The organism is Sphingomonas sp., from assembly GCF_035714405.1.
Classification (GTDB): Bacteria; Pseudomonadota; Alphaproteobacteria; order Sphingomonadales; family Sphingomonadaceae; genus Sphingomonas.
Genome location: NZ_DASTMA010000009.1, coordinates 22,173 through 47,349, shown reverse-complemented (window position 1 = coordinate 47,349; position 25,177 = coordinate 22,173). Strand labels below are relative to the sequence as shown.

Annotated in this window: 24 protein-coding genes; 10 read left to right on the top strand and 14 right to left on the bottom strand. The window is 68.4% G+C overall.

The genetic code is table 11. The annotated features are described in order from the left end of the window. Positions 1-103 precede the first annotated feature (103 nt). Both VFQ64_RS02710 and VFQ64_RS02705 read left to right on the top strand, forming a co-directional pair. Complete coding sequence (locus VFQ64_RS02710; RefSeq protein WP_325101766.1) at positions 104-1,048, top strand: hydroxymethylglutaryl-CoA lyase; 945 nt, start codon at positions 104-106, stop codon at positions 1,046-1,048. After that, positions 1,045-2,238, top strand: coding sequence for a CoA transferase (locus VFQ64_RS02705; protein WP_325101765.1), 1,194 nt, complete (start codon positions 1,045-1,047; stop codon positions 2,236-2,238). The genes VFQ64_RS02710 and VFQ64_RS02705 overlap by 4 nt, the downstream gene beginning before the upstream one ends. A 72-nt stretch (positions 2,239-2,310) precedes the next feature. On the opposite strand, the gene VFQ64_RS02700 is transcribed toward VFQ64_RS02705, so the two are convergent. From VFQ64_RS02700 to VFQ64_RS02685, 4 genes are all read right to left on the bottom strand, one after another. Further along, the gene (locus VFQ64_RS02700) at positions 2,311-3,759 is read right to left on the bottom strand and encodes an NAD-dependent succinate-semialdehyde dehydrogenase (RefSeq protein WP_325101764.1); all 1,449 of its coding nucleotides are present in this window, start codon (positions 3,757-3,759) and stop codon (positions 2,311-2,313) included. Positions 3,760-3,844: 85 nt separating this feature from the next. Then, the gene (locus tag VFQ64_RS02695; RefSeq protein WP_325101763.1) at positions 3,845-4,624 is read right to left on the bottom strand and encodes a hypothetical protein; all 780 of its coding nucleotides are present in this window, start codon (positions 4,622-4,624) and stop codon (positions 3,845-3,847) included. Then, a complete protein-coding gene (locus VFQ64_RS02690; RefSeq protein ID WP_325101762.1) occupies positions 4,621-5,478 on the bottom strand; it encodes an alpha/beta fold hydrolase in 858 nt (285 codons plus the stop codon). The genes VFQ64_RS02695 and VFQ64_RS02690 overlap by 4 nt, the downstream gene beginning before the upstream one ends. Continuing rightward, complete coding sequence (locus tag VFQ64_RS02685) at positions 5,475-7,076, bottom strand: FAD-binding oxidoreductase (protein ID WP_325101761.1); 1,602 nt, start codon at positions 7,074-7,076, stop codon at positions 5,475-5,477. The genes VFQ64_RS02690 and VFQ64_RS02685 overlap by 4 nt, the downstream gene beginning before the upstream one ends. Positions 7,077-7,268: 192 nt before the next feature. Between VFQ64_RS02685 and VFQ64_RS02680 the strand changes: the two genes are divergently transcribed. Next, positions 7,269-7,604, top strand: coding sequence for a hypothetical protein (locus VFQ64_RS02680; protein ID WP_325101760.1), 336 nt, complete (start codon positions 7,269-7,271; stop codon positions 7,602-7,604). A gap of 16 nt (positions 7,605-7,620) precedes the next feature. Next, entirely contained in the window at positions 7,621-8,733 is a 1,113-nt protein-coding gene (locus tag VFQ64_RS02675; protein WP_325101759.1) for a class I SAM-dependent methyltransferase, read from the top strand. A gap of 25 nt (positions 8,734-8,758) precedes the next feature. On the opposite strand, the gene VFQ64_RS02670 is transcribed toward VFQ64_RS02675, so the two are convergent. The 8 genes from VFQ64_RS02670 to VFQ64_RS02635 form a co-directional block, all read right to left on the bottom strand. Then, positions 8,759-9,634 (bottom strand): alpha/beta hydrolase, encoded by an 876-nt coding sequence (locus VFQ64_RS02670; RefSeq protein WP_325101758.1) that lies wholly within the window; start codon positions 9,632-9,634, stop codon positions 8,759-8,761. Between the two features lie 11 nt (positions 9,635-9,645). Continuing rightward, complete coding sequence (locus VFQ64_RS02665) at positions 9,646-10,467, bottom strand: hypothetical protein (RefSeq protein ID WP_325101757.1); 822 nt, start codon at positions 10,465-10,467, stop codon at positions 9,646-9,648. Beyond that, positions 10,464-12,254, bottom strand: a complete 1,791-nt coding sequence (locus VFQ64_RS02660; protein ID WP_325101756.1) for a serine aminopeptidase domain-containing protein — start codon at positions 12,252-12,254, stop codon at positions 10,464-10,466. The genes VFQ64_RS02665 and VFQ64_RS02660 overlap by 4 nt, the downstream gene beginning before the upstream one ends. Continuing rightward, positions 12,251-13,063: an alpha/beta hydrolase gene (locus VFQ64_RS02655; protein ID WP_325101755.1), complete on the bottom strand. Its 813-nt coding sequence runs from the start codon at positions 13,061-13,063 to the stop codon at positions 12,251-12,253. The genes VFQ64_RS02660 and VFQ64_RS02655 overlap by 4 nt, the downstream gene beginning before the upstream one ends. 3 nt (positions 13,064-13,066) lie before the next feature. Beyond that, the gene (locus VFQ64_RS02650) at positions 13,067-14,440 is read right to left on the bottom strand and encodes an MmgE/PrpD family protein (RefSeq protein WP_325101754.1); all 1,374 of its coding nucleotides are present in this window, start codon (positions 14,438-14,440) and stop codon (positions 13,067-13,069) included. Continuing rightward, a complete protein-coding gene (locus VFQ64_RS02645; protein ID WP_325101753.1) occupies positions 14,437-15,363 on the bottom strand; it encodes a hypothetical protein in 927 nt (308 codons plus the stop codon). The genes VFQ64_RS02650 and VFQ64_RS02645 overlap by 4 nt, the downstream gene beginning before the upstream one ends. A 98-nt stretch (positions 15,364-15,461) precedes the next feature. Next, complete coding sequence (locus tag VFQ64_RS02640) at positions 15,462-16,346, bottom strand: LysR family transcriptional regulator (RefSeq protein WP_325101752.1); 885 nt, start codon at positions 16,344-16,346, stop codon at positions 15,462-15,464. 31 nt (positions 16,347-16,377) lie between these two features. Then, positions 16,378-17,655 carry an amidase gene (locus VFQ64_RS02635; RefSeq protein WP_325101751.1) on the bottom strand — a complete coding sequence of 426 codons (1,278 nt, stop codon included), beginning with the start codon at positions 17,653-17,655 and terminating at the stop codon, positions 16,378-16,380. A gap of 60 nt (positions 17,656-17,715) precedes the next feature. Between VFQ64_RS02635 and leuC the strand changes: the two genes are divergently transcribed. The 5 genes from leuC to VFQ64_RS02610 are packed head-to-tail and all read left to right on the top strand — an operon-like array spanning position 17,716 to position 22,543. Then, positions 17,716-19,113, top strand: a complete 1,398-nt coding sequence (gene leuC, locus VFQ64_RS02630) for a 3-isopropylmalate dehydratase large subunit (RefSeq protein WP_325101750.1) — start codon at positions 17,716-17,718, stop codon at positions 19,111-19,113. Beyond that, entirely contained in the window at positions 19,110-19,739 is a 630-nt protein-coding gene (leuD, locus tag VFQ64_RS02625) for a 3-isopropylmalate dehydratase small subunit (RefSeq protein WP_325101749.1), read from the top strand. Before leuC ends, leuD begins: the two co-directional genes overlap by 4 nt. Further along, on the top strand, positions 19,729-20,610 hold the full coding sequence (locus VFQ64_RS02620) for an isocitrate lyase/PEP mutase family protein (RefSeq protein ID WP_325101748.1): 882 nt from the start codon (positions 19,729-19,731) through the stop codon (positions 20,608-20,610). The genes leuD and VFQ64_RS02620 overlap by 11 nt, the downstream gene beginning before the upstream one ends. Beyond that, positions 20,607-21,731, top strand: a complete 1,125-nt coding sequence (locus tag VFQ64_RS02615) for a zinc-binding dehydrogenase (RefSeq protein WP_325101747.1) — start codon at positions 20,607-20,609, stop codon at positions 21,729-21,731. The genes VFQ64_RS02620 and VFQ64_RS02615 overlap by 4 nt, the downstream gene beginning before the upstream one ends. After that, on the top strand, positions 21,728-22,543 hold the full coding sequence (locus tag VFQ64_RS02610; protein ID WP_325101746.1) for an alpha/beta fold hydrolase: 816 nt from the start codon (positions 21,728-21,730) through the stop codon (positions 22,541-22,543). The genes VFQ64_RS02615 and VFQ64_RS02610 overlap by 4 nt, the downstream gene beginning before the upstream one ends. Here VFQ64_RS02610 and VFQ64_RS02605 read toward each other — a convergent pair. Continuing rightward, complete coding sequence (locus tag VFQ64_RS02605) at positions 22,536-23,396, bottom strand: hypothetical protein (RefSeq protein ID WP_325101745.1); 861 nt, start codon at positions 23,394-23,396, stop codon at positions 22,536-22,538. The two genes, VFQ64_RS02610 and VFQ64_RS02605, sit on opposite strands and share 8 nt — an antisense overlap. A gap of 159 nt (positions 23,397-23,555) precedes the next feature. On the opposite strand from VFQ64_RS02605, the gene VFQ64_RS02600 reads away from it, so the two are divergent. After that, the gene (locus tag VFQ64_RS02600) at positions 23,556-24,800 is read left to right on the top strand and encodes an MFS transporter (RefSeq protein WP_325101744.1); all 1,245 of its coding nucleotides are present in this window, start codon (positions 23,556-23,558) and stop codon (positions 24,798-24,800) included. Here the strand turns inward: VFQ64_RS02600 and VFQ64_RS02595 are convergent. Beyond that, entirely contained in the window at positions 24,784-25,158 is a 375-nt protein-coding gene (locus tag VFQ64_RS02595) for a hypothetical protein (RefSeq protein WP_325101743.1), read from the bottom strand. The genes VFQ64_RS02600 and VFQ64_RS02595 overlap by 17 nt on opposite strands. Positions 25,159-25,177: the final 19 nt, after the last annotated feature.

Sequence of the window (25,177 nt, the reverse complement as noted above, 5' to 3'; positions counted from 1 at the left end):
GGGTGGTCGATTCCGTGTTGAAGAACGTCTCGATGATGGAAGATGGCAAGGGTCACCAGGCAGGAAAAGGACCGAGCGCGGGGACGATCGGGAGAACCGGGGTATGCAGTTCCCGATCGCCGGTGCGCAAGGACAGCTGCCAGGGACGGCGCTGATGGTCGAGATCGTCGAGGTCGGTCCGCGCGACGGATTGCAGAACGAGAGCGTACGTTTCTCGACCGCGCAGAAGGTCGCGCTGATCGAACGGGCCGTGGCTGCGGGTGCGCGACGGATCGAGGTGGCGAGCTTCGTGCGCGCCGACCGGGTGCCGCAGATGGCGGATGCCGAAGCGGTCATCGCGGCGCTCGACCTGCCGTGGGACGTAACGACCATCGGGCTGGTCCTAAACGCGCGCGGCGCGGCGCGGGCCCTGGCGACCCAGGTGAAGGAACTGGGTGCGGTGTGCGTCGCGTCCGACGCCTTCGCTCAGCGCAACCAGGGCCAGACCTCCGCGGAGTCGGCAGCGGTCGCGGCAGAGGTGATCGGGCTCGCCTTGCGCGCGGGGCGGGGGGCGCAAGCGACGATCGGGGCGGCGTTCGGCTGTCCGTTCGAGGGTGAGGTGCTCCCCGATCGCGTCGTCGCGCTCGCCGAGATGCTGGCGGCGGCAGGACCGCGCGAGATCGCGCTTGCCGACACGATCGGGGTCGCGGTGCCGGCACAGGTCGGCGCGCTGGTCGGGCGCGTGGCTTCGGCCACCGGCCTGCCGGTGCGGGTCCACCTGCACAACACACGCGGCATGGGCATCGCGAACGCCTGGGCGGCGATACAGGCCGGGGCGACGACACTCGACGCCTCGCTGGGCGGGATCGGCGGCTGTCCGTTCGCGCCCGACGCCACGGGCAACATCGCCACCGAGGAACTGGTCTATCTGCTCGATCGATCTGGCGTCGCACACGGCCATGACCTTGAGCGGACGATCGCCGCCGCGCGCTGGTTGGGGGACGAGATGGGCCGTGCGCTGCCCGGTCTGGTCAGCCGCGCTGGCGGGTTTCCGATGAGGGCATCATGACAGAAAACAAGGGCGCGCTGGCCGACATCCGGGTCATCGAGCTGGGTCAGCTCATTGCCGGGCCGTTTTGCGGGCAGTTGCTGGGCGATATGGGCGCCGACGTCATCAAGGTCGAGCCGCCGGGCGCCGGCGATCCCATGCGCGAATGGGGCCATGGCGATGCCAAATTGTGGTGGGAGGTGGTCGCGCGCAACAAACGCTCGGTGTCGGCCAATCTGCGCGTTCCCGAGGGGCAGGAGATCGTTCGCCTGCTCGCCGCTCACGCCGATATTCTGATCGAGAATTTCAGGCCGGGCACGCTCGAGAAATGGGGGCTGGGGCCGGAGGCGCTGCACGCGATCAACCCACGGCTCATCATCGTGCGCGTGTCGGGTTATGGCCAGACCGGACCGTACAGCAGCCGCGCCGGCTTTGGCGGGATCGGCGAGGCGATGGGCGGCTGGCGCGCGATCGTCGGCGACCCCGATCGGCCGCCGAGCCGGATGGGCGTTTCGATCGGCGACAGCCTCGCCGCCAGCTATGCCTGCATGGGCGCGCTCGCAGCACTCCATGCGCGCGAGCGCACGGGGAGGGGACAGGTCGTCGACAGCGCGCTGTACGAGGCGGTGTTGCAGGTGATGGAGAGCCTGGTGCCCGAATATGTCGTGTCCGGGCATGTCCGTAAGCGCAGCGGCTCGGTGCTGGAAGCGATCGCGCCATCGAACGTCTACCCATGTCGCGACGGCGAATATCTGATCGGCGCGAACCAGGACGCGGTGTTCGCGCGACTGTGTGCGGCGATGGGGGCGCCCGCGCTGGCAAGCGACCCGCGTTACGCCACTCATCGGGCGCGGGGCGAACGCCAGGTGGAGCTCGATGAACGGATCGCCGCGTGGACGGCCACGCTGACGGTGGATGCGCTGGAAGCGCTGATGATCGAGCATGGCGTTCCGGCCGGACGCATCTATGGCGCAAAGGATATGCTCAACGATCCGCACTTCGCGGCGCGCGAGGCGCTGATCGAGGTGGACAGCCCACGCTGGGGCACGTTTCAGATGCAAAACGCCTTCCCGCGCCTATCGGATACCACGAGCGCCGTCCGTCGACTTGCGCCTGCCACGGTCGGTGAGCACAATCACGAGGTCTATGGCGAACTGCTCGGGATGACCGAGACACAGATCAGACAGTTGAAAGCCAAGGGCGCAGCGTAGCTCCCCGTCGACGCAAGAGGAGTTGCAGTTTCCGCCCGGCCGGCGCGGGTTCGATCCTAGCGGCCAGCTTGGTCATAGGCCGAGGCAAAGGTATTTGATCTCCAGATAATCTTCGATGCCGTAGCGCGAGCCTTCGCGGCCGAGCCCGGAGGCCTTGACGCCGCCGAACGGGGCGACTTCGGTCGAGATGAGGCCGGTGTTCACGCCGACGATGCCCGCCTCGAGCGCCTCGCCCACGCGCCAGATTCGGCCGATGTCGCGCGCATAGAAATACGCGGCGAGACCGAAGGGGCTGTCGTTAGCGGCCGTGATGACGTCGCTCTCGTCCTCGAAGCGGATGATCGGCGCCAGGGGACCGAACGTCTCCTCCTCCGTCACGATCATCTCGCGGGTGACGCCGGTCAGCACGGTGGGCTGGAAGAAGCGTTTCCCGAGCGGGTGACGCTGCCCGCCGAGGATCACTTGCGCGCCCTTGGCGGTCGCGTCGGCGATGTGGGCTTCCACCTTGCGGACGGCGGCCTCGTCGATGACGGGACCGATGTCGACATTCTCCGCTGCCCCCGCGCCAATCCGCAACGCGTCGACCGCGGCGGCGAACTTTTCGACAAAGGCGTCGTGGATGCCCGACTGGACATACAGCCGGTTGGCGCAGACGCAGGTCTGCCCGGCGTTGCGGAACTTCGATTGCACCGCGCCCGCCACCGCCGCGTCGAGATCGGCGTCGTCGAAGACGATGAACGGCGCGTTGCCGCCGAGTTCCAGGCTGAGCTTCTTGATCGTCGGCGCGCATTGGGCGAACAGCTTCGCGCCGACCTCGGTCGATCCGGTGAAGCTGAGCTTGCGCACCACCGCGCTCTCCGTCAGCGCCGCGCCGATCTCCGTCGAGCTGCCGGTGACGATATTGAGCAACCCGTCGGGCAGTCCGGCCTGCTGCGCCAGGACACCCAGCGCCAGCGCGGTGAACGGCGTCTGGGTGGCGGGCTTGACCACCACGCCGCAGCCGGCGGCGAGCGCGGGAGCGATCTTGCGGGTGATCATCGCCGCCGGGAAGTTCCAGGGCGTGATCGCGGCGACGACCCCGATCGGCTGTTTCAGAACGACGATGCGCTTGTCGACTGCGTGAGCGGGGATGACGTCGCCATAGACACGTTTGGCTTCCTCCGCGAACCATTCGATGAAGCTCGCGGCATAGGCGATCTCGCCGCGCGCCTCGGCCAGCGGCTTGCCCTGCTCCTGCGTAAGGATCGCCGCCAGCGACTCCTGATGCGCCATGATCAGGTCGAAGTAGCGCCGCAGCACGAGCGCGCGCTCGCGCGCGGTGCGCGCGGCCCAGGGCACCATGGCGCGCGCCGCCGCCGCGATCGCCCGCTCGGTCTCGGCCCGGCCCAGCCGCGGCACCCGGCCCACCACCGCGCCGCTGCTGGGATCGTCGACGTCGATCCAGGCCTCGCCCGTCACCCAGTCTCCGTCGATCAGGCACGCTTCGCGCTTCAGGGTCACGACGTCGAGCAAGGTGGTCATGGCAAATTCGTCTTTCTTGTCGCGTGATCAGCTGCACGATATCTGGACGCGAGCGCAGCGGTTCAACCAGCCGATCAGCGCGCGCCTAACCCCATTGCGGCTGCAGGCGACCGTCCGCAAAATACTGCGGGTACAAGAGCTGCAGGTCGGCCCAGCCGCGCGGATTGAGCGGGTCCTGCATCGCCGCCTTGTGCATCAGGCCGCGCACCGCGAACTGGACGGGCATGGCGCCGAAGCCGAGCCACGCCGGGACCGCCAGTTCGAAGCTGTACATGCCGCTCGCCGGCACCGATGGCGCGCCCGACGCGAGATCGCTGACGTCGGCGAGGAACTGGAGCACGGTGCGCGAGCGGACCGCTTTGCCCTCGGTGATGTCGGGGATGCGGCCATCGGGGCCGGGAAAGGAGCGGGTCTTGAGTTCCGTTTGGGTGACGCACAGCTTGTCCCCCACCCGCCGCGCCCCAACCGTCGCACTATCGAGCACCGCAAAGGCCTGCACGGCATCGAACATCTCGATCCCACCATCCCCCCCACGACGTAGCGAGTAGCCAGACGGCCCTTCCTCGAACTGGCGCGCGGCTTTGAGCGGAGTGCCGGTCAACGGGTTGGTCCAGTCGCTCGCCACTTCGCCCGTGATCGCGTCGCGAAACAGGCCGATCTCCCACCAGGGAACCCGAAATGCGCCCTCGCCCAATTCCTGCGCGCGGTAGACCATCACCGTCTCCACATGGTTGACGATGATGTCCTCGAAGCCCTCCGGGCTGGCGATAGTCGTGCCGAGATACCACCAGGCGCTCTCCGCTCCCTCTTCGGCGCCCACCAACATGCGGCGATAGGCGTCGAGCGGGTCGATGTGGTGGTTCACGCCGCTGCTCCCCAGCCGAGAAAGTCGATGACGATGCGATGGATCGCCCGGCGCGGGTTCTGCAGGTGCGCATAGTCGCCGCCGCCGGGTACGATCACCAGCGCCTTGTCGGCGTTGGCGATCCGTTCCAGAAACTGGTCGCGATCGGCGGCACCGTGCATATAGGCCTGCGCGCCGGCGGCCTCGCCGTAAAGCATCAGCGTCGGCCGGGTGATGGCTTCTGCCCTCACGGGGATGCTTCCGTTTTCGTTCTCGACCCGGATGCCGTTCGGGGCTTTCAGCTCGCTCATCGAGGCCTGATTGGCGACCGCGATCCGCACATCCTCGTGGGTGAATTCCGGCTCCAGCCGGTTGTAGAAGTAATCATAGCTGTTCAGCCACCACTGTTCCTTACCGGGGAAAGGAATGCGCTGGCCGCCGCCGAGCGCCGGGTCGAGCAGCACCAGCCGGTCGATCCGATCGGCGGCCTGCTCGACATAGCGGCCGGCGATACGCCCGCCCCAGGACCAGCCGATCAGGTGGGGACGGACCATGCCCTGACCCGCGAGCCAGTCGATCACCGCGGCCAGGTCCTCGATCGCCGCGTCGGTCTGCACCGCATGAGGATCGCCCGCCAGCTGCGATCGGCCATAACCCCGGATCGAGAAGGTGACAGCAGTATAGCCGCCGGCAACCAGTGCATCCAGGAAGCTGTAGTCGGGATGCCCCGGCACCTGCAGGTCATAGCCGAGCTGGCCGGTGATGTTGGCCCCCTGGACCAGCACCACCGCGCCGCGCGGCGTGCTCGCCGGGCGCTTGACCCGGACCGCCAGCCGCCCGGCCGGGCCCGGTATCACCAGGTCTTCTCTGTTCATCGCGCCAGCCCCAGCGAGCCGGGGTTGACGAGGTTGTCGGGGTCGACCGACGCCTTGATGCCGGCGAGCAAGGCGGCGACGCGGGGCTCGCGCGTGGTCAGGTAATTATACGACCGCCCGATCTGGACATGGACCGCGCCATGCGCCTCCATGACGCGCTTCAGCTTCTCGCGCAGCTCCAGTGCGTAAACCGTTGCGGGCGGTGGGTCGTGCTGTTCGCCGAGACCTTCAAGGTCGCTCCGCTGGTCGATGCGGTTGTGATGGAAATGCTGGGGATCGTGCCAATAGAACAGCGGCTCGATCGTCATCGCGCTGCGGCCGACGGCGAACAGGATCGTGCCGATCTGCATCTCGTGCCGCTCGATCTCGGCGCGCTCGCTTTCGAACAGCGCCTGGATGGCGGCCAGCGCGGCGGGGGCGCGGCTGTGCGGGTACAGGCTGTTCGTGGGCAGGTTGCGCAGCGTCGTCCGCCGCTCGGGCACGTTGAAGTTCGTGAACGGCGTCGCCCGCAGCGCCATCGGGACCGAAGGCGCAAGCTCCTTGGCACCGTGCGCCAGCGCGATCGTGCGCGCCTTCCGCAACCGCGCGGCGGCGCCGGCGCGGCTATGGTCGTCGATCGTCATCTGGATGATGTGGCTGCCCTTGCGGAAGACCGACTTGCCCGCGAGCGCGATCCTAGCGCCGGCCGACAACCCGTCGCGAAGACCAGCGCCGTTACGCACCACCGCCCACAGGAAGCTCAAATCCTGCTGGAGCCCGGTCGACGCCTGCGACATCGCGTTGACGAAGTAGGGATCCCAGCAATAGGCTTCGGCGGCGAGCCCGGCGCGGCCGATCTCCGACAGCGCAGCCATCGCGTCCGGCCCGCGATCGAAGGCGAAGCTACCGAACGCCTGATGCTCCGGAAAGCGGATAAGCTTCAGCGTGGCGACGGTCTTGAAGCCCAGGGCGCCGGTGTCGCCAAGGAACAACCCGGTGAGATCGGGGCCGTAATTGCGAAAGAAGGGCTGGGTGCCGGGCGCGCTGTCGGAGCCGGTGTGGATGACGTCGCCATTGGCGAGCACGACCTCCAGGCTGAGGACGGAGTCCGCGGTGGTGCCGTATTCGGTCGAGCCGAGAAACAGCGAGCCTTGCGACAATGCACCGCCGACCGTCGCGTTATAGCCCGACATCGGCCCGTAATAGGGCGTGCGCAGGCCTTTTGCCTTGAGCGCCTCATAGAGCCGATGCCATGTGCAGCCGGCGCCGACGCGGACATAGAGGTCGGTCTCGTTGATCTCGATGATCTCGTCGAGGCCGCGCATGTCGACGATGACGCTGCGGCCGGGCGGCGGCGTATAGCCGCCGGTATAGGAGAACCCGCCGCCGCGCGGGATGGCGACCAGCCCTTCGCGCGAGCACAGGGCGAGAAGCCGCGACAGGTCTTCCGTGGACGTGACACGAACCACCGCGTCGGCGGTCTCGCCGCGCTTCGCCAGGTCGGTCGAGAAGAAGGTGCGCTCGGCAAGTCCATCCTTGACCCGATCCGCGCCGACGAGCTGCGCGATGCGCGCGCCGATGCCGTTTTCGCTACCCGTGTTGCTGGCGGTATCCGTCATGGCGCTCTCCAGCCTGGGCAAGCGCCGACCATGCCAGCGTCGCCGGTCTGGCGATAGGCGACCGGGCGAGCTCAACCGAAGCGTGGGCGGGGCCGCCACCGCTCTTCGGTTGCGTAGCGCCGTGCGACTTCGGGCTGCAACCTTCAGCGCTCAGGGTATAAGCAGCAAACAGTTGCGAGGATGATTGCGGCGATGGCCGACGCTGCGGACACGGTGATGGTGCGACCACGACCGCGCAAGGCGCGCGGCCAGGAGCGCCCGGTCTATCTCGATAATCCGGACCTCGACCGGGTGACGATCATGCTCGTCGGGCTGATGGCGGAGGTGTCGGCGCTACGCGACCGGCTCGACACGCACGAGGCGCTGGCAGAAGTCGGACAGGTTGCGACCACCGACGCGGTCGAGCGTTATGTCCTCGATCCCGACCGCCGAGAGGCGCGCGACCGGCGACGCGACGCGATGCTGGATCGGGTGCTGCGGGTCTTGTACGAAGAGCGCGACGCGACCCCCGCGCCGACGGCCGGCTGAACGAGAGGAGCGACCCATGTTTCAACAACCGCACGCCATCCTTCCGCAGGCGACGCATGACGAATATGCCCGTCAGGAGTTCGTGGCGACGCTGCGCAAGCGGTTCACGACCGACATCTGGCCGGGCACCCGCAAACTCTATGAGGAAAAGGCGGCGCCCGCCTTTCGCGCGCGGCACGGGCGCGATCCGGAGACGCCGCGCGAGGCGTATGACGCGCTCAACGACACCTTCTACTTCCGCGCCGGCAACCTGGTCGGCCGCGCCGCGCAGGAGCTGATCTGGGACAATGTCGGCGAGTCGATCGAGCGCCAGCTCGATTCTTTGATCGAGGAGGCGAGACCGCGCCCGACCGACCAAGGCACGGTGCGGACCAATCCCGATCTCGCGATCCCGCGCTATATCGACGCGGTCGACATCCACGCCATGCCGGGTAATTTCCACACCGAGATTAGGGAGGACGACGTTTACGCGGGCGCGCTGTACGACCGTGGCGTCTATGTTTTCGCGTTCGGGGGATTGGGCGACCAGAACCAGGGCCTGGGCGCAACCACGGCGGCCTTCGTGCAGGAGAAATTCCCCGCGCTGCGTCCCCGCCGCATCCTCGACCTCGGCTGCGGGCCGGGCTTCACCACGCTGCCGTGGAAGGACGCATACCCCGACGCCGAAGTGCATGGGGTCGATGTCGGCGCGCCGCAGGTGCGCTACGCCCACCGCCGGGCCGAGTCGCTCGGCTATGAGGTCCATTTCAGCCAACAGGATGCCGCGAGCCTCGACTTCGAGGACGGCTATTTCGACGTGGTCTGTTCGCTGCTGGTGACCCATGAAATGCCGGCGCCCCATATCCGCGGCATGTTCGCCGAGTGCCATCGCGTGCTCGCACCGGGTGGCATCTGCCTTCACGACGGCGGTTATCCGCCGCCGGTGACGCCGATCGACAGCGTGATGAGCAACTGGTTCAACGAGAACGCGAACGAGCCGTTCGCAGTCGGCATGCGGCGCATGGACATGGACGCGGAGCTGATCGCGGCCGGCTTCCAGCAGGACAAGCTGTTCCGCGGCCAGAAGGAGCCGGTCTATCTGAAAGGCCACTTGCCGCCTGCCAGCTTCATCGGAGCCATTCGGGAGTAAGCGGCCACTTCCACTTTGCTCAGTTTCATCCAAGGGCTGAGGGCGAGGGTGACGGCGAAAGCGTCAGAAACTCCACGATCGCGCGGTGGAACAGTCGGCGGGTGCCCTGCAGGTGGCCGTAGTCGCTGCTGCGCGGAACGATCACGAACCGCTTGTCCTCGGTGGCGAGCAGCTCGAAAAAATCCTGCCGCGTGTACTTGCCGCGCATATACGGCGCCCGCGCGGCGGCATGCCCATAGATCAGCAGCACCGGCATGGTCAGCGCCGCCGGCTCCACCGCAACCGTCCGGCCGAGCGCGTTCTCGACACGGATGCCGTTGGGCGCGCGCGGACTCTCTCGCTCCACGGCGTCTGCGAAGGCCTGATGCCCATCGGGATCGGTATATTCCGGCTCTAGCCGCTTCAGATAGTCGACGGTGCGGTTCGTCCACCACTCCTCGCCGGCGGTGGGCACGGGCGGCACGGGCGCGTTGCCGCCGAGCGCCGGGTCCATGAGGATGAGCCGCTCGACACGATCGGGATTGCGGCTTGCATAGTGGCCGACGATGCGCCCGCCCCAAGACCAGCCGAGCAGGTGAAAGCGCGGCCAGCCCTGTGCCTCCAGCCACGTCGCCACCGCTTCCAGATCGCGGATCGCGGCTTCGGTGTCATAGGCGAGCGGGTCGGGCGGCGGATCGGACAGGCCGTAGCCGCTCAGCGAAAAGGTCACCGCGCCGAACCCTGCCGCGACCAGCGGGTCCATCGTCGAATAGTCCTGGCCGCCGGGAAAGCTGAAATCGAACGCGAGCTGGCCGGTGATGTTCGACGCGTGGACCAGCAGCACGACGCCCGCGCAGTTGGGGGCGAGCCCTTTCGTCCGCACTGCCAGACAGCCATTCGGGCCCGAGATAAACAGGTCCATCGCCGCGCTCGTCATCGCCATGCCCGTACCGTCCCCAGCGTTCCCGGAAAGAACCGCTCGATTGCGGCAATCTGATCTCGGGGCACCGAGTCCAGGCCGCCGAGCGGTTCGCCATTGCCCTTGAACAAGATGTGGCCGGGTGTGCCGTGCATGCCCGTCCAGGTCTGCCACTCCGCGACCAAGCTCTGGCTGTAGTGGCTGGGAAGATGCGGGGCGCCGGCGTCCAGCTCCGCGGCGCGGCAAACATAGTCTTCCAGGTTCGCCTCCAGCTTGTGCCAGCTGATGTCGGGCGAGCGGAAGCGGCTGATCGTGCTCGTCTCGACGATGGCGCTCGTCCCCAGCCGCCGCACGCGGGTCGCGGTGCCCGGCACCGGGCGGAGGTCGAGCGGCTTGGGTGCGGGTGTGCCCGACAGCGGCTTCGCGGTGTCGATCCGGCCCGTATACGGGTTGGGAATGCGATCCGTGATCGCGTCGGTGACCGGGTCGCGGTAAAAGGCCCAATAAGCCGCATGTAGCGTCCAGCCGTCGCCCGTGGGCACGATCCGCCGCGCCGCCAGTCCGGAATAGCCGTAGATCCGCTTCGCGAACTCCGCGGTGGTGAGGTGGTCGGCCTGCGGCTTGAACCCCCACACGCTGCCCTGCGTGAAGAAGAACACGGGCTTGCCGGTGAGGTCGCCGACCAGTCGCGCCCAGAGTAGGCGCGCCTCGCGCGGGCCGGGAGCCGGCGCGGGGCGATCGGCGGCTACGCCGGTCCCCGCCGCAAGCGGCGCGGCGATCGCGCCGGCGCCAAGCCCGGCGATCGCGCGCAGCAGGATCCGCCGCTCGTCGTTCACCGCCGGATCGCCAGCGTCTTGGTCAGCCAGCCGTCCACGTCCGTCGCCAGCCTGTCCTTGCTCTCGCGCAGGCCATGGGTGCCGCCCTCGATCGTGATCGACTGGAGCGGACCGGCATAAGCCTTCTTCAACCGGTCGAGCACGCCAGGGCGTTTGAACAGCGCGTCGGTGCTGCCGGTGATGAACAGGCCCGGCACGGTGATCTCCGCCAGCCGCTCGGGGTGCGAGACCGCGCCTTGGTTGAGGCTGTCGCACACCAGCGTTGCGCTCATGATGCCGTAGATCTTCTCGGTGCCCTTGCCTGCCTTCACGGCGGCGCAGGCCTCGCGCATCTGCGCCATCTGCTTGGCGTCCGCCTGCCGCTCGGCCCAGGTCTCGACGTTCACCGTCGGCGCGAAATAGACCATCGCCACGATCCGGGGATCACGCGTCAGCGCCTTGTAGTCGGATACCCAGATGCCGCCATTGGAATGACCCGCGGCGACGACGCGGGTGTGACCGGCCCGCGCGAGCCACGCCATCCATGCGCGCATGTCGTCGACGACGGTATTGCGGGTCTGGGTATAGATGCCGACCACGCCCGAGATGCGAAAGGCGGGCGCCAGCACGACATAGCCTTGCTGGGCGAAGCGCCAGCCCATCCAGTGGGTGGAGGACTGGATCGGCTCGCCGCTGCGCCCGTGCGCCAGCAGCATCGCCGGGCGGGTCGGGTCGGCTCGTTCGGGCATGTACAGCGCGGCGGTGAGCACCGTGCCATCACTGGTAGTGACGTCGACCAGCCGCTCGATCACCCGCTGGCGGGGACCCAAGCCTCGCGCCGTCAGCCAGTCGCCGACCTGCGCGACCGCCGCGTCGTAGTCGCCGCCACGCGCCCGCTCGGCGAGGTCGAGGCCGCCCTTCTTGTCGCGCTTGATCGCCGCCAGCGAGGTCCGCGAGACCGTCGCCAATCCGCGTTGCACCAGCGCCAGCGTGGGCACCGGATTGGCGCGATAGGCCTTCTGATTGCGCGCGCTCGCCTCCGGGCTCCACCAGTTGAGGATGCCCTCCGCCGGCGCCACGAAGAAGCCGGTGCCGAGCCAGCTTTCGTTGCCGGCGTCGGGCCCGCCCGCGACCTCCACCGATCGGCTGGCGGTGTAGCCATTGCGCCCGCGCGCGAAGGCCGCGCGGGCGCGGGCGATCACCACGTCGTAATCGTTCGACAGGCCGACGCCGGGATAGTGGCGCAGCTCGGTCAGCGGATCGAGCATCACCGCCGCCCGCACACGCCGGGCGCCGGCCTTGTCGAGCGACGGATCGGGGTCGTTGGCCAGGTAATAGGCGGCCTGGGCCGCGCCATAGCCCTCGCCGATCAGGATGAAGTCCTCATAGCCGCGAAATTCGAGCGCATCGAGTGCGGCGTCGATCTCGAAGCTGGTCTCTTCGAACGGGAAGAAGGGAAAGCCGCGGTCGGCGTGGCTCTGCAGACTGAGAACCGTGTAACCCATCTTTGCGAGGCGCTCGCCCGCCCAGCGCGTCGCCTGGTCGGCATAGCCCGGATTCGACCCCGGTCCCTTCGACAGCATCACGATGGCGGGTCCGTGGATGTTCTCTCCCACTTCGGGCGTGAATTCGACCACCGGTGTCAGTACACGCCCGCCACCCGGCGCGACGCGCCGTTCGCCCGGCGGATCGCTGGGGATGGCATAGATCGTCATCCGCACACCGGTCGGCGGCGAAGGCGGGGGCACTTCGGCGGCGCTCAGCGGCCCGGCGAGGAGCAGGGCGAGAAGTGCAAGCAAGCGCATCATGCGCGCAACAGGAACTCGGTGGCGAGCCGCGTCGCCTCCTCCGGCTGCTCAAGCACCAGATAGTGACCGCAATCGTCGAGGATGTGCAGTTCGCAATCGGGCAACAGCTCGACGATCCGGGAAAAGCCGACGCCGCTCGGCGCGGGGTTGAACGGGGTCATGTTGTCCTCCTTGCCGGCGAGCAGCAGCGTGGGCGCGGCGATCCCGGGGAGCAAGGGGGACAGGTCCGTCTTTTCGATCGCCTCGGTGCCCTTGATGAACGCTTCGGGCGCGGTCGCGGCGAAAGCCTCGTACATTTCCTCGAACTGCGCCTGCGCCTCGGGCCGCTCGTAATAGCCGCGCGCGAAGCCGGCGACCGAGGTGAGGTCCGTCACTGCCGTCATCCCCGAATCGGCGGCGGCGCGCTTCCACGTCTTGCGCATCATCCGCGCGGCGAGATCGTATTTGGCGAGGAAGCAGCTGAACACGATGCGGTCGATCACGTCGGGATGCGCGGCGGCGAGGGTGACGCCGATCATCGCGCCGAACGAGGTGCCGTGCAGGCTCACCTTGTCGTGGCCGAGCGCCTGAATGAACTCGAACACCACTTCGGCGATGGCGGGGATGCCGCCCTCCCGCGTCATTGGGCTGCTCTCGCCATAGCCGGGCAGGTCGAAGTCGATGACCTGGAACCGCTCGGCCATCAGCGGCGTCATGCGGGCGAAGTTGCGGTGCCCGAACGCGGAACCGTGAATCTGGAGCACCGGTTTGCCGCTGCCGGTGGTCTTGTACCAGATCGACTCGCCGCCGGCGATGGTGACGGTGGGCATCGGTCAATCCTTCCTGATGAGTGCAGCGAGCGGCGCGATCGAAGCGGCGTCGTCCAGCGCCCAGATGGCGTCGGCGATGGCGCGAGCACGCCCGGCGGGCAGGTCGGCGCCATATTGCTCCAGCAGGTCGGTCAGCGTCGCGTCGGGAACGCGGGCGCCAGGCGTGCCGAGGAACGCATCCACGTTGTGATCCTCGGTACTGCCGTCGGTGAAGGTGACGAGCAATGAACAGCCCTCAAAGGTCGGGCGGTCGGGATCGGCGGTCAGGAACACCCGGTCGCTGAGCGCGACGACATCGGGGTCGGTATAGCATGCCACCTGTGTCTCGGCCGTGGTGAAGCGGCCGCGTAGCCATGCCGCCGCGGCGCAATGGCGCAGGTCGAAGGTCGCTTGGCCGACGCTGCCGGGTCGGCCGAAGCGTTCGCGGCGGCCGTCCGCGATCGAGACGACGATGGCCTGGACGCGATAGTCCATCCGGGCGACCAAGCGGCCTGCGGCGCGCGGCAGGATCGCCAGCGCGCATTCGACCGGGCCGTGGGTGATCGTCTCGGTGGGCACGACCTTGTACGTCTGCCCGAGAATCCGCCACTCCTGTCCGAGCGTGTCGATTACGCCGGCGATCTTGCCGCGGTCCTCGTCGCTATGGGTCTTGAACATCCCCTGATCGCCTTCGAACGCGGTCGGCGGCGCGGTGAAGCCTCGCTCCGCCAGCGCCGCAGCGTCGTAGCCGGAGCGCGCGGCAAGCGACGTGACATAGGCGAGCGTGTGGCTTCCCGCGGACTCGTAGATGCCGGCCGGCGTGCACATCGCGATGCCGATCGCGTGTTGGGTGCGGGCGTCGTCGAGCCCGCGCAGCAGCGCGCAACCCGCGGCCGCGCCGACGCCGCCCGTCAGCCCGGCGGGCACCATGCCGCGATAATAGCCGGTCGGCATCAGCAACCGCGCGACGGCGAGTTCTACCTCCACCCCGATCGCGAGTGCGGTGACAAGGTCGCGCCCGGACGCGCTACCGACCTCGGCCTGGGCGAGCACCGCCGGCAGTACGCCGGACACGGCATGCATGAAGCAGGGAATGTAGGTGTCGTGAAAATCGAGCACCTCGTACAGCGCGCCGTTGACCATGGCGGCCAATGCCGGCGGCAGCTCCGTACCGAACCAATGGACATGCGCGCCGCGCCCGCCCTGCGCGGTGTCCAACGCCCAGTCGTGCAACAGCCGCACGGCATCCTGCTCGGTCGCCGCGACGCTCGCCTTCAGCTGGTTGAGGAACAGGCGCTTGGCCTCATGCCGCACCTCATCGGGCAACCCGTCACGCTGAGCGGCGCGCATGAAGGCGACCAGCTTGCCCGAAACCGTGTCCGGGCGGAAGTCGCTCACGCGGCGTCCTCGCCGTGCAGCACCACGCCGTCGGCGACGTCCCCGTACATCCACTCCAGGATCTCGGGCCGCGCCTGGTGGAAGGCGCCGAGCGCGGTCATAGCGTCCCAGGCGGGATAGCCGCGCAAGCCCGCCAGCGTCGGCTTGCCCGCGTAGTTGAAGGTGCACAGCGTCGTCACCGGATAGGCATGGATCGCCTGCACATGCTCACGCAGCGCCGGTACCAGGTCGAGCAGCGATGCGGCTGCGGGCGGATCGGTCAGCACGAGGTCAATCCAACCCTGATATTGCAGCTCGACCGGGTGGGTCTTGATCGGATAGCCCGACTTGCGCTCGGCCTCCATGTCCGGGGCCTCGAAGAGGCTGAGCCGCACCCGGCGGACGTCAACTGCCTCCGTCCAGGCTCTCGCTAAGTCGTACAGTGCCGTGCGGAACGGGGCTTCAGCCCCACGCTGGCGGAAGAAGATCTGAAAGGTTGGCAGTCGGGGCTTGCCCTGCGGCGTCGCCCAGCCGGTCGTGTCCTTCAGCGTCCGTGCATTCGCCCCCAGCGCCCGGTAGGTCGTGGACTGATCGACGATCAGGTTGATGTCACCGAGGATCCCCGGCAGCACGTCGGGCGACGGCGACCGGCCGAAACGGGCGAGCGCGTCGTCATCGGCGTAGCGCACGTCCGACGTCCACATCAGCTGCTTGTCGGCCGGCGCCGAAAACTCGATCCCGTCTACCGGCGCGAACAGATCGGTGACGACCGGATCGTACTGGAAGTGCCGGTAGTCCCAAATGCCCGCGCGCCGCGCGATCGAGGGGCTGTGGACGTCGCGCCAGTAGCGCCGGACGCTGTCCAGCGGCAGCTCCGGCTTTTTCCATCCGCAGGTGACACGGCAGATGCCCGCCTGGTTCTCGATCTCCACCGCTGTCGGCATCCGCGCCCCACGTCCCTTATCTGGTCGGGGCCAATCAATCGACGGCCGTGCGCAGGACAACCGAGACCGGGCCGGTCGCCTGCTATACGGTTATGGGATCAGGCCTGCCGGAAGCGGTCGATGACCAGCTGCGCCTGGGGCGTCAGCAACCCGCCTTCGCGATAGAACAGGCCGACCTTGGTCTGCGCGACGGGCGTTTCGCACTCCAGCGGCACGATGCGGCCGGCGGCGACTTCGTGTTCCACGACCTCGATCGGCAGCACGGTCAGCAGGTCACTGTCGTCGGTCAGGTGCCGCAGCAGGTCGAGGTTGTTGGTGCGGAGTACCTGAGGCGGCACGCTCAGCCCGCGTGATTCGAAAAACAGTCCGAACCCGCGCTGCACGCCTTCGCTGTTCAGCATCGCCCATTGGGCGTGGTGGAGGTCTTCCAACGTCGCGCTGCCGAGGGAGGCGAGCGGATGGTTGCGGCCGCAGAACACGCGGGAGCGGTGCGCGCGCAGCGGTTCGATGACGATGCCGTCATTGCGATGGGTCTGACCGATCAGTCCGAACGCGAAGTCGATCGCTTCTGTTTTGACGAGAGACAGCAGCTCGACGAAGCCGTCGGTGACGACGGTGAAGCGGAGGTCGGGCCGCTCGCGCCGCAGGTCGGCGATCAGTTCGGGGACGAGATAGCCGGCATAATTCTGGGTGATGCCGAGCTTCACCTCGCCGATCCGCGCCTGTGCGATCGCGCGTACCTCCTCGCGGGCCTTCACCACCTCGTTCAGGATCACGCGCGCCCGGCGCAGCACCGACACGCCGTACACCGTCGGCTCCACGCCCTTGGGTCCGCGGATCAGCAGCGGTACGCCGAGCGTCGTCTCGAGGCTCTTGATGCTGCGGCTGAGCCCCGATTGCGACAGATAGCAGTCGTCGGCGGCCTTGATCAGATTGCCCGCTTCGACCGCGGCGACCAGGTGCCTCAGCTGCTGGATCTCCATTCGGTCATCAAGCCATGAGCGCGAGCTTTCGTCAATCATCGCCGCCGTGCGCTGACGTGCGCGCAATCTCCTGGATGATCTCGGCGACCGCGATCAGGCGGTGATCGTCGTAGCGTGCCGCCGACAGCGTCAGTCCGACCGGCAGGCCCTCAGGGGTCCAGTGTAGCGGCAGGTTGACGACAGGGACATGGAGCAGCGTGAAAAGGCCGTTGAAGACCAGGTCACCGGTCGCGGAGAGCCCACGCGGGGCAGGCCCGATCGTGCTGGGAGAGAGGATCGCATCGTATTCGCCGGCCAGCTGGTCGAAGGCGGCGCGTGCCTGCGCGGCGAGGTCGTGCGCGGCGCGCAGTGTCGCGCCGGGCATGTGATCGCCGTCGCGCACCATCTCTGCGATGCGCGGGTGGAGCTGGTCGGGACTCGCGCGATATTCCCGCAGGAACGATCGCGCGCCTTCTGCGATCATGATTACCCGGTGTGCCGCAACCAGCCCCGCACAGGGCAGCTCGACGTCGACGACCGTCGCGCCGTTTGCCTGCAACAACGCGATCGCAGATGCCAGCGCTGCGTGGGTCGCGCGCTCGGCTTGCGGCCAGGCCTCGGTGCGCCACACCCCGATCCGCAGCCGGGCAGGCGCGGCGCAATCCTCTGACGGCGCGAGTAAGCGCAGCGGCAGCTTCAGGTCGCGCGCGCTGCTTGCGAACCAGCCGACCGTATCCAGGCTGGGCGCGAAGGGCTTGGCGCCTTCGGTCGGCACCAGGCCCCAGCTTGGCTTCAGCGCCCATACGCCGCAGAAGGAGGCGGGACGGATGATCGACCCGCCGGTCTGCGTGCCCAGCGCCAGTCGCACATGGCCGTCCGCCACGGCGGCGGCCGATCCGCTCGACGAGCCGCCAGGCGTATGCTCCAGCGCATGCGGGTTGCGGGTCGGCGGCGGCGCGCCCAACGACGCGAGCTCGACCGTTGCGGTCTTGCCGATCACCACCGCACCAGCGCCTCGCAGCAGCGCCACCGCGGCGGCGTCAGTTGAGAGCGGCTGATCGCGGTACAATGCACTGTTGTACCCGGTCGGCATGTCGCGGGTGAGCAGCACGTCCTTGATCCCGATGGGCAGGCCGTGGAGCGGGCCGCGCGCGGCGCCGGCGTCCAACGCATCCGCCTGCGCCCGCGGCGCTTCCGGATCGACATGCGCCCAGGCGGCGATAAGCGGCTCGCGTTCGCTGATGCGCGCGAGGGCGCGGTCGGTCGCGGCGCGGGCGGTGGTCTCGCCCGTGCGCAGGCCCTGGAGCAAGGTGGTGGCGTCGTTCGGCATGCCACCGTGATTGCCCAACCGCATGGTGGGCAGCAAGCCGGCCGCGACTTGAGGCCCGGCATGCGGGGTCGCACCCGCAGCGTGATGCCCACCTTGTATGACCGACTCTGGAGCTCGCACGTCGTCGCCGAGCGCGGTGGCGACAACGCGCTGATCTATATCGATCGGCTGATCCTGCACGAAGTCAGCAGTCCGCAGGCGTTTGCCGGGCTCACCGCCGCCGGGCGCGCTGTCCGCCGCCCGCAGGCGGCGCTCGCGCTCGTCGACCACGCAGTACCGACGCGGCATCGCGACCGACCGATCGCGGACCCGGCCGCGCGGGCGCAGGTCGCGTTGCACGCGCGCAACAGTGCCGAGCGCGGCATCACCTTTTTCGGTCTCGACGATGCGCGGCAGGGGATCGTCCATGTCGTCGGACCGGAGCAGGGCTTCACGCTGCCCGGCGTCACCCTGGTGTGCGGCGACAGCCACACCGCAACCCACGGCGCCTTCGGCGCGCTCGCCTTCGGCATCGGGTCGAGCGAAGCGGAATGCGTGCTGGCCACGCAGACGCTGGTGCAACAGCGCGCGAAACGCATGGCAATCGAGATCGAGGGCCGCTTTGCCGCCCATGTCGGCGCAAAGGATCTGGCGCTCGCTCTGATCGCGCGCATCGGCGCCTCGGGGGCGGTCGGCCACGCGATCGAGTATCGCGGCGGCGCGGTTCGCGCGCTGTCGATCGAAGCTCGCATGACGCTGTGCAACATGAGCATCGAGGCGGGATCGCGCACCGGCCTGGTCGCGCCCGACGATACCACCTTCGCCTATCTGGCGGGGCGGCCGATGGCGCCGAAGGGCGCCGCTTTCGACCGGGCGGTCGCCTACTGGCGGACGCTGCGCAGCGACGACGCGGCGTCGTTCGACCGGGTCGTGACGATCGACGCGGCGACGCTCGCGCCGATGGCGACCTGGGGCACCAGCCCGGACCAGGCGGCGGGCGTCGATGTGCCGATTCCGGTTGCCGTGTCGGCCAAGGATCGGGCGGCGCTGGACTATATGGGTCTGGAGGCGGGCCGCCCGCTCGCGGGGCTGCCGATCGACGCGGTGTTCATCGGCAGCTGCACCAACAGCCGCATCGAGGACCTGCGCGCCGCCGCCGAGATCGTGCGCGGTCGCCGCAAGGCCAACGGCGTTATCGCGCTCGTCGTCCCTGGCTCTGGCCTGGTGAAGCGTCAGGCCGAGGCCGAGGGCCTCGATGTCGTGTTCCAAGCGGCTGGGTTCGAGTGGCGCGACGCCGGCTGCTCGCTGTGCGTAGCGATGAACGACGATCGGCTCGCGCCCGGGTCGCGCTGCGCGTCGACCTCCAACCGCAACTTCGAGGGGCGGCAGGGGCCGGGCGCCCGCACGCACCTGATGAGCCCGGCGATGGCGGCGGCCGCGGCGGTGACCGGCCGGATCACCGATGTGCGGACGCTATGATCCCCTTCACCACGCTCACGTCGGTGGCGGCGCCGCTGCCGCAGGACGATATCGACACCGACATCATCTACCCCGCGCGCTTCCTGCTGATCACCGACCGCAACGGTCTCGACCGATACGGCTTTCACGACTGGCGCTTCGACGCAAAGGGGTGTGCGAAGCCCGGATTCCCGCTGGCGGAGCCGCGGTGGGAGCGGGCGCGAATCCTCGTGACGGGCACCAATTTCGGCTGCGGATCGAGCCGCGAGCACGCCCCCTGGGCGCTCGCGGCATTGGGAATCCGCGTCATCCTGGCGCCGAGCTTCGGGGAAATCTTCTACAACAACTGCTTCAAGAACGGCCTGCTGCCGATCGTCGTCGCAGCCGGCGACCATGCCGCGCTGCTCGAGGATGCCATGTCCGCGCGCAGCATGACCGTCGATCTCGTCGCCGGCGAGGTCCGCCGGGCCGACGGCGGCGTGGTGCCTTTTTCAGTTGATCCGGATCGCCGCGCCGCGCTGCTCAACGGCTGGGACGAGATCGACATGATCGTCGCGCGGCATCTGGCCGATATCGAGGCGTTCGAGGGGCAACAACGCCGCAGCCAGCCATGGCTCTGGGAAGGGGAGGAGACTCATGCCGCGTAGCATCGTTGCCGAGAAGATCGAACGAAGAGAGTTCTTTGTCGCACCGGGCATTCAGGACATGATCACCGCGGTGATCGCCAATCATGTCGGCGTCGAGATCGTCTATGGCTCCGGCTATTGGCTGACGGCGTCGGCCTATGGCCTGCCTGATGCCGGGATCGCGACCTTTACCCAGATGCTCGACCGCATGGCGACGCTGGTGCGCACCTCGAACGGTGCGGTGATCGCCGATGCCGATACTGGCTATGGCGGACTGCTCAACGTCCACCATACTGTGCGCGGCTATGAAGAGGCGGGCGTGGCGGCCATCCAGCTGGAGGATCAGGAGTTTCCCAAGAAATGCGGCCATACGCCGTTCAAGCGGTTGATCTCCACCGATGACATGGTCGAGAAAATCCGCGTCGCGTGCGCGGCGCGGCGCTCGCCCGACCTGCTCGTCATCGCGCGCACCGATGCGCGCCAGAGCGAGGGATTGGAAGGCGCGCTCGCCCGGGCGGACGCTTATCGCGCGGCGGGGGCCGACATACTGTTCGTCGAGGCATTGACGAGCGAGGACGAGATGCGCGCGGCGTGCGCCCATGTCGACGCGCCGATGATGGCCAACATGTCGAACGGCGGGCTGACGCCGATGCGCACCGCCGGCGAGATGGAGGACATCGGCTATGCCTTTGGCATCTTCCCGTCGATGACCAGCCTGGTCGCCGCGGCGGCGATGGAGCAAGCCTTGCGTCGCATGAAGGCGGAGGGGACGGGGGAGCCGTCGGGCATGCCCCTTTTCGATTTCAAGGCGTTCTGCTCGCTGATCGGCTTTGAGGACGTCTGGGCGTTCGAGCGGCAATGGGCGCGCGACGGGGAGCCGGCGAGGGTATGAAGATCACGGCGGCGGTGCTCGACCACATCGGTCAGAGCGGCCCCTTTGCCCAGACGCGGCCGCTGCGGCTGGCGGAGGTCGATCTCGATCCACCCGGCGCCAACGAGCTGCTGGTGAAGGTCGAGGCGGCGGGACTGTGCCACAGCGATCTGTCCGTCATCAATGGGGACCGCCCGCGCCCCACCCCGATGGCGATCGGGCACGAGGCGGTGGCGACGGTGATCGAGGCTGGGGCGGTGGCGGCGGCGAGCTTCATGGCTGGTGACCGCGTCGTGCTGAGCTTCCTCCCCCTGTGCGGGACATGCCCGGCGTGCCTGGCTGGCGAGGGGTATCTCTGCGCCAACGGGGCCGCAGCCAATGGTGCGGGGACATTGCTGGACGGGGACATCCGCCTACACGAATGCGGCGTGGAGGTGCGCCATCATCTCGGCGCCTCCGCCTTCGCCACCCACGCGGTGGTGGACCGCAGATCGGCGGTGAAGGTGCCGGCCGATATCCCGGTCGAGATCGCGGCGCTGTTCGGTTGCGCGGTGCTGACCGGGGTCGGCGCGGTGCTGAACACCGCCCGGCTCCGGGTCGGCGAGAGCCTGGTGGTGTATGGCCTCGGCGGGGTTGGACTGGCGGCGTTACTCGGTGCGCTGGCCGGCGGCGCGGTGCCGGTCGTCGCGGTGGACCCGATGCCGCACAAGCGTGCGCTCGCGGTCGAACTCGGCGCGGCAGCGGCGCTCGATCCGGCCGATGGCCCCGATGCCATCGTCGCGGCACTGGGTGGCGTGAAGCCCGATGTCGTGATCGAGACCGTGGGCAAGGCCGCCGTGCTCGCGCAAGCCTATGCGCTCGCGCGGCGCGGGGGACGCATCGTCACCGTCGGCTTGCCCAACCCCGCCGAGCAGCTATCGATCCCGGCGGTGTCGCTGGTCGCGGACGGCAAGACGCTGATGGGCAGCTATATGGGTTCGTCGATCCCCTCGCGCGACATTCCGCGCTACATCGCGTTGTGGCGGGCGGGCCGCCTGCCGGTGGAACGGCTGCTGACATCCGTCAGTCCGTTGAATGAGATCAACGCGCTGTTCGATACACTCGCCAGCGGCGCCGCGATCCGTCAGGTGGTGATCCCGTGACGGTGCGCCGTAGCTTCGTCGATGGCCGCTTCGGGCAGGTGCACCTGCGCACCACGGTGCCGGTGGCAGGCGCCCAGCCGCTCGTCTGTCTGCACGCGACCGCCTATTCGTCGCAGAGCTTCCTGCCGCTGATGGCGGCGCTGCACGGAAGGCGCCAGGTGATCGCGCCCGACGCTCCCGGCTATGGCGATTCGGACGCAGCCCCGGCGGCGCCGTCGATCGGAGCCTATGCGGCGGCGCTGGTCCGCGCTCTGGAGCTCGCGGGCGAGCCGGTGGCGCTGCTCGGCTATCATACCGGCGCGTATATCGCCGCCGAGCTGGCGATCGCCCGGCCGGACCTGGTCGAACGGCTGGTGCTGATCGGCATTCCTTATTTCCAGGCACTTGATCTCGAAGCTTGGCGCGCCAAGCTCGCGACCCGCCATCGGCTCGAGGATCGGCTCGATCAGTTCGACGAGCGTTGGCGCTACTTCATCACTCATCGCGATGCGTCGGTGACGCTGCCGCGCGGCTTCGCCAACTTCGTCGACGAGCTGAAGGCATGGCCGCACGGCTGGTGGGCGCACGAGGCGATGTTCGCCTATGACAGCGACGCACGCCTGCCCCTGGTCCCATCCCCGACCTTGGTGCTGAACCCGGCGGGGCACCTGGCGCCCGCGTCGCGCGCAGCCGCAGAGTTGATCCCCGACTGCGTCGTAGTCGAGCGGCCCCACTGGAAGGGACCGGTGCTCGAAAACGCTGCTCGCGGAATTGCCGACGAGGTCGAGATGTGGCTCGCACCGGTGGAGCGGCCGCTGACGGCGGCTATCTAGCCTTCGCTGGCGGCACCATGGCTTCGGCGAGCATCGCATCCTCGCCCGCCGTGAGAGTCCCCACCGTGCCGCTCGCGAGCCAGCCCGCGTCCTCGACCTCCATCGGCTGATCCTTGCCCGCCGTCGTGAAGACTACGCGGCCCTTGAGCACGAAGAACAGCCGATCGCGCGCGTCGTCCCGGATCGGCAGACGCGCGCCGGCGGGCAAATAGAGCTCGCGCGCGGTGTAGCCGGCCAGCTTGGCGACGCGAACCTGGTAAGGGATCGCCCCTGCGGGCGCGGCCGCAGCCTCGGCGCCGATCGCCTCGATCGGTTTGCCGTCCCGAATCCAGGTCGCCGCGGGTTGGATCGGATTGGCGGCGGCGAAGGACCAGCGACCGGTCGGGTCGTTGTGCATGCCGGTGAACGGCAGCGCGAACTCCAAGTCGATGCCGCCGCCGCGCCGGATTTCTTCGCCCGAATGGTCGACGCCTTTCTGGTGCAGGGCGAAATCCCCGGGGCCGGCGACCACCGCAAGCTTGTTGACGAACTGCACACGGTGGGCCTGCCAACTGTAGAGGATGGTATCCGTCAGATTGATATGCCGATGCGTCCGAACGGCGTTGTTGAACCGGATCGCGCGGATTTCACCACTGGGGAATGGATACACCTTCACCTGGAGGCGCGCGGCGTCATAGGGGATCTCCGTTTTGCTACCTGCCTGAGCGTTGATGAAATTGCCCCAGCGCTCCCAGGCATAAACGTCGTACAACGGCACGTCGCCGTGCCGGATCGCTACCAGTTGTGGCTTCGTCTGCGAGGGCGCGGGCGTCGCCAGGGCCGCAACGGCGATTATCAGTGCCACGCGTCGCATCGCCGCCTCTCCACCTAGAGTACGAATCCGCCTTATCCGACAGGCCGCGTTGCGTCGCCGCGGCGGCCCCTCCCGCCCGAACAGCGGTGCGCTGCGCGTCCTGCGATGGCGCGGTCGCCGGCCGCCGGTGACAACCTTCCGATCAAGGGGGAGAGCGCCATGACCACCGCTGGGCAGCGTAACCTGACGCTGGCGATCCTGACGCTCATCTATGTGTTCAACTTCATGGATCGCCAGATCCTCGGTGTGTTGGCCGAACCGATCAAGGCGGAGCTGGGGCTGTCCGACAGCCAGCTTGGCCTGCTCACCGGTTTCATGTTCGCGATCTTCTACACCACCGTCGGCGTGCCCGTCGCGTGGCTCGCCGACCGCACCCGCCGTACCTGGGTGATCGCGGGCGCGTGCACGCTGTGGAGCGGCTTCTCGGCCGCCTGCGGGCTGGCGACGGGTTTCGCGACGATGGCAGCGGCGAGGATCGGGGTCGCGGTGGGCGAGGCTGGGGGCGTCGCACCGTCCTATTCACTGATCGCCGATCTGTTCCCGCCGGCGAGCCGCGCACGGGCGCTCGCGCTGTATTCGCTGGGCGTGCCGATCGGCATCGGCATCGGCACCGCGGTCGGCGGATGGATCGCCGACGCCTTTGGCTGGCGCACCGCGTTCGTCGTGGTCGCGGCGCCGGGTATCCTGTTGTCGGTGCTGTTGCTCCTGTTCGTGCGCGAGCCGGTGCGCGGCAAGGCCGAGGCGGAGGCGACCCCGCCGCTCGGCGCCGTCATCGGCCGTTTCCTGCGCTCGCCACCGCTGATGCTGGTGTCCCTGGCGGCGTCGCTCGGCGCCTTTGCGTGTTACGGGCTGATGGCGTGGCTGTCGGCCTACCTGATCCGGGTGCTGGGCATGACGCTGACCGAGATCGGCTCCTGGCTGAGCATCACGCTCGCGATCGGCCTGGGGCTCGGCATCTGGGCAAGCGGCGCGTTGGCAGACCGCTTCGCGCACCGGAACCCGCGCATGTACGCGATCATCCCCGGTGTGGCCCTGGCGATCGGCGCGCCGGCGCTGGTGCTCGCGACGCTGGCGGAGAGTTGGGCGGCGGCGTTGCCGCTCTTCGGCCTGGCGCTCGGTTTGTCGATCTTCTATCTCGCCCCGTCTGTGGCCGCGATCCAGGTGCTGTCGCTGCCGGGGGAGCGCAGCACGGCAAGTGCCATCATGCTGTTGTGCCTCAACCTCGTCGGCCTCGGCGGCGGGCCGGTATTCCTTGGCGTGGTCAGCGATTGGGCGATGCCGGCCCATGGCTCCGGCTCCCTGCGCGTCGCGTTCTTCGCGTTGGTCCCGGTGTTCCTCATCGCCGCCGCCGCGAACCTGGCTGCGGCGCGCGCTCTGGGGCGGGTCGCTACTTCAGCGTCTTGAGGTAGGCGATGACGTTCGCTCGCACCGGCTTGCGAGGGAGGCCGACGAAATGCATCGTCGTGCCGGGAACGACCGCGGCGGGGTCGGTCAGCCAGCGATCGAGCGTCGCGTCATCCCAGGTGAGCTTGGCGGATTTGAGCGCGGGCGAGTATTTGAACTTGGGTCGCCGCGTCGCGGCCTTCGCACCGACGACGCCGACCAGATTGGGGCCAAGCCCGTCGCGCGCGGCCGCACTGACCGCATGACATGCGCGGCACTGACCGAATTGTTTCTGCCCGGCCACGGCATCGGCTTGCGCCTGTGCGGCAGAGCCACTTCCCAGCATGGCGAGACCGCCAAGCAAGACCAGCTTCATCATCGTATCGATCCTTGCACGG

Bases quoted from the DNA above. Each gene is read 5' to 3' on its own strand.
- VFQ64_RS02710 (WP_325101766.1), top strand. From the start codon at position 104: ATGCAGTTCCCGATCGCCGGTGCGCAAGGACAGCTGCCAGGGACGGCG.
- VFQ64_RS02705 (WP_325101765.1), top strand. From the start codon at position 1,045: ATGACAGAAAACAAGGGCGCGCTGGCCGACATCCGGGTCATCGAGCTG.
- VFQ64_RS02700 (WP_325101764.1), bottom strand. From the start codon at position 3,759: ATGACCACCTTGCTCGACGTCGTGACCCTGAAGCGCGAAGCGTGCCTG.
- VFQ64_RS02690 (WP_325101762.1), bottom strand. From the start codon at position 5,478: ATGAACAGAGAAGACCTGGTGATACCGGGCCCGGCCGGGCGGCTGGCG.
- VFQ64_RS02685 (WP_325101761.1), bottom strand. From the start codon at position 7,076: ATGACGGATACCGCCAGCAACACGGGTAGCGAAAACGGCATCGGCGCG.
- VFQ64_RS02680 (WP_325101760.1), top strand. From the start codon at position 7,269: ATGGCCGACGCTGCGGACACGGTGATGGTGCGACCACGACCGCGCAAG.
- VFQ64_RS02675 (WP_325101759.1), top strand. From the start codon at position 7,621: ATGTTTCAACAACCGCACGCCATCCTTCCGCAGGCGACGCATGACGAA.
- VFQ64_RS02670 (WP_325101758.1), bottom strand. From the start codon at position 9,634: ATGGACCTGTTTATCTCGGGCCCGAATGGCTGTCTGGCAGTGCGGACG.
- VFQ64_RS02660 (WP_325101756.1), bottom strand. From the start codon at position 12,254: ATGATGCGCTTGCTTGCACTTCTCGCCCTGCTCCTCGCCGGGCCGCTG.
- VFQ64_RS02655 (WP_325101755.1), bottom strand. From the start codon at position 13,063: ATGCCCACCGTCACCATCGCCGGCGGCGAGTCGATCTGGTACAAGACC.
- VFQ64_RS02645 (WP_325101753.1), bottom strand. From the start codon at position 15,363: ATGCCGACAGCGGTGGAGATCGAGAACCAGGCGGGCATCTGCCGTGTC.
- VFQ64_RS02640 (WP_325101752.1), bottom strand. From the start codon at position 16,346: ATGGAGATCCAGCAGCTGAGGCACCTGGTCGCCGCGGTCGAAGCGGGC.
- VFQ64_RS02635 (WP_325101751.1), bottom strand. From the start codon at position 17,655: ATGCCGAACGACGCCACCACCTTGCTCCAGGGCCTGCGCACGGGCGAG.
- leuC (WP_325101750.1), top strand. From the start codon at position 17,716: ATGCGGGGTCGCACCCGCAGCGTGATGCCCACCTTGTATGACCGACTC.
- leuD (WP_325101749.1), top strand. From the start codon at position 19,110: ATGATCCCCTTCACCACGCTCACGTCGGTGGCGGCGCCGCTGCCGCAG.
- VFQ64_RS02620 (WP_325101748.1), top strand. From the start codon at position 19,729: ATGCCGCGTAGCATCGTTGCCGAGAAGATCGAACGAAGAGAGTTCTTT.
- VFQ64_RS02615 (WP_325101747.1), top strand. From the start codon at position 20,607: ATGAAGATCACGGCGGCGGTGCTCGACCACATCGGTCAGAGCGGCCCC.
- VFQ64_RS02605 (WP_325101745.1), bottom strand. From the start codon at position 23,396: ATGCGACGCGTGGCACTGATAATCGCCGTTGCGGCCCTGGCGACGCCC.
- VFQ64_RS02600 (WP_325101744.1), top strand. From the start codon at position 23,556: ATGACCACCGCTGGGCAGCGTAACCTGACGCTGGCGATCCTGACGCTC.
- VFQ64_RS02595 (WP_325101743.1), bottom strand. From the start codon at position 25,158: ATGATGAAGCTGGTCTTGCTTGGCGGTCTCGCCATGCTGGGAAGTGGC.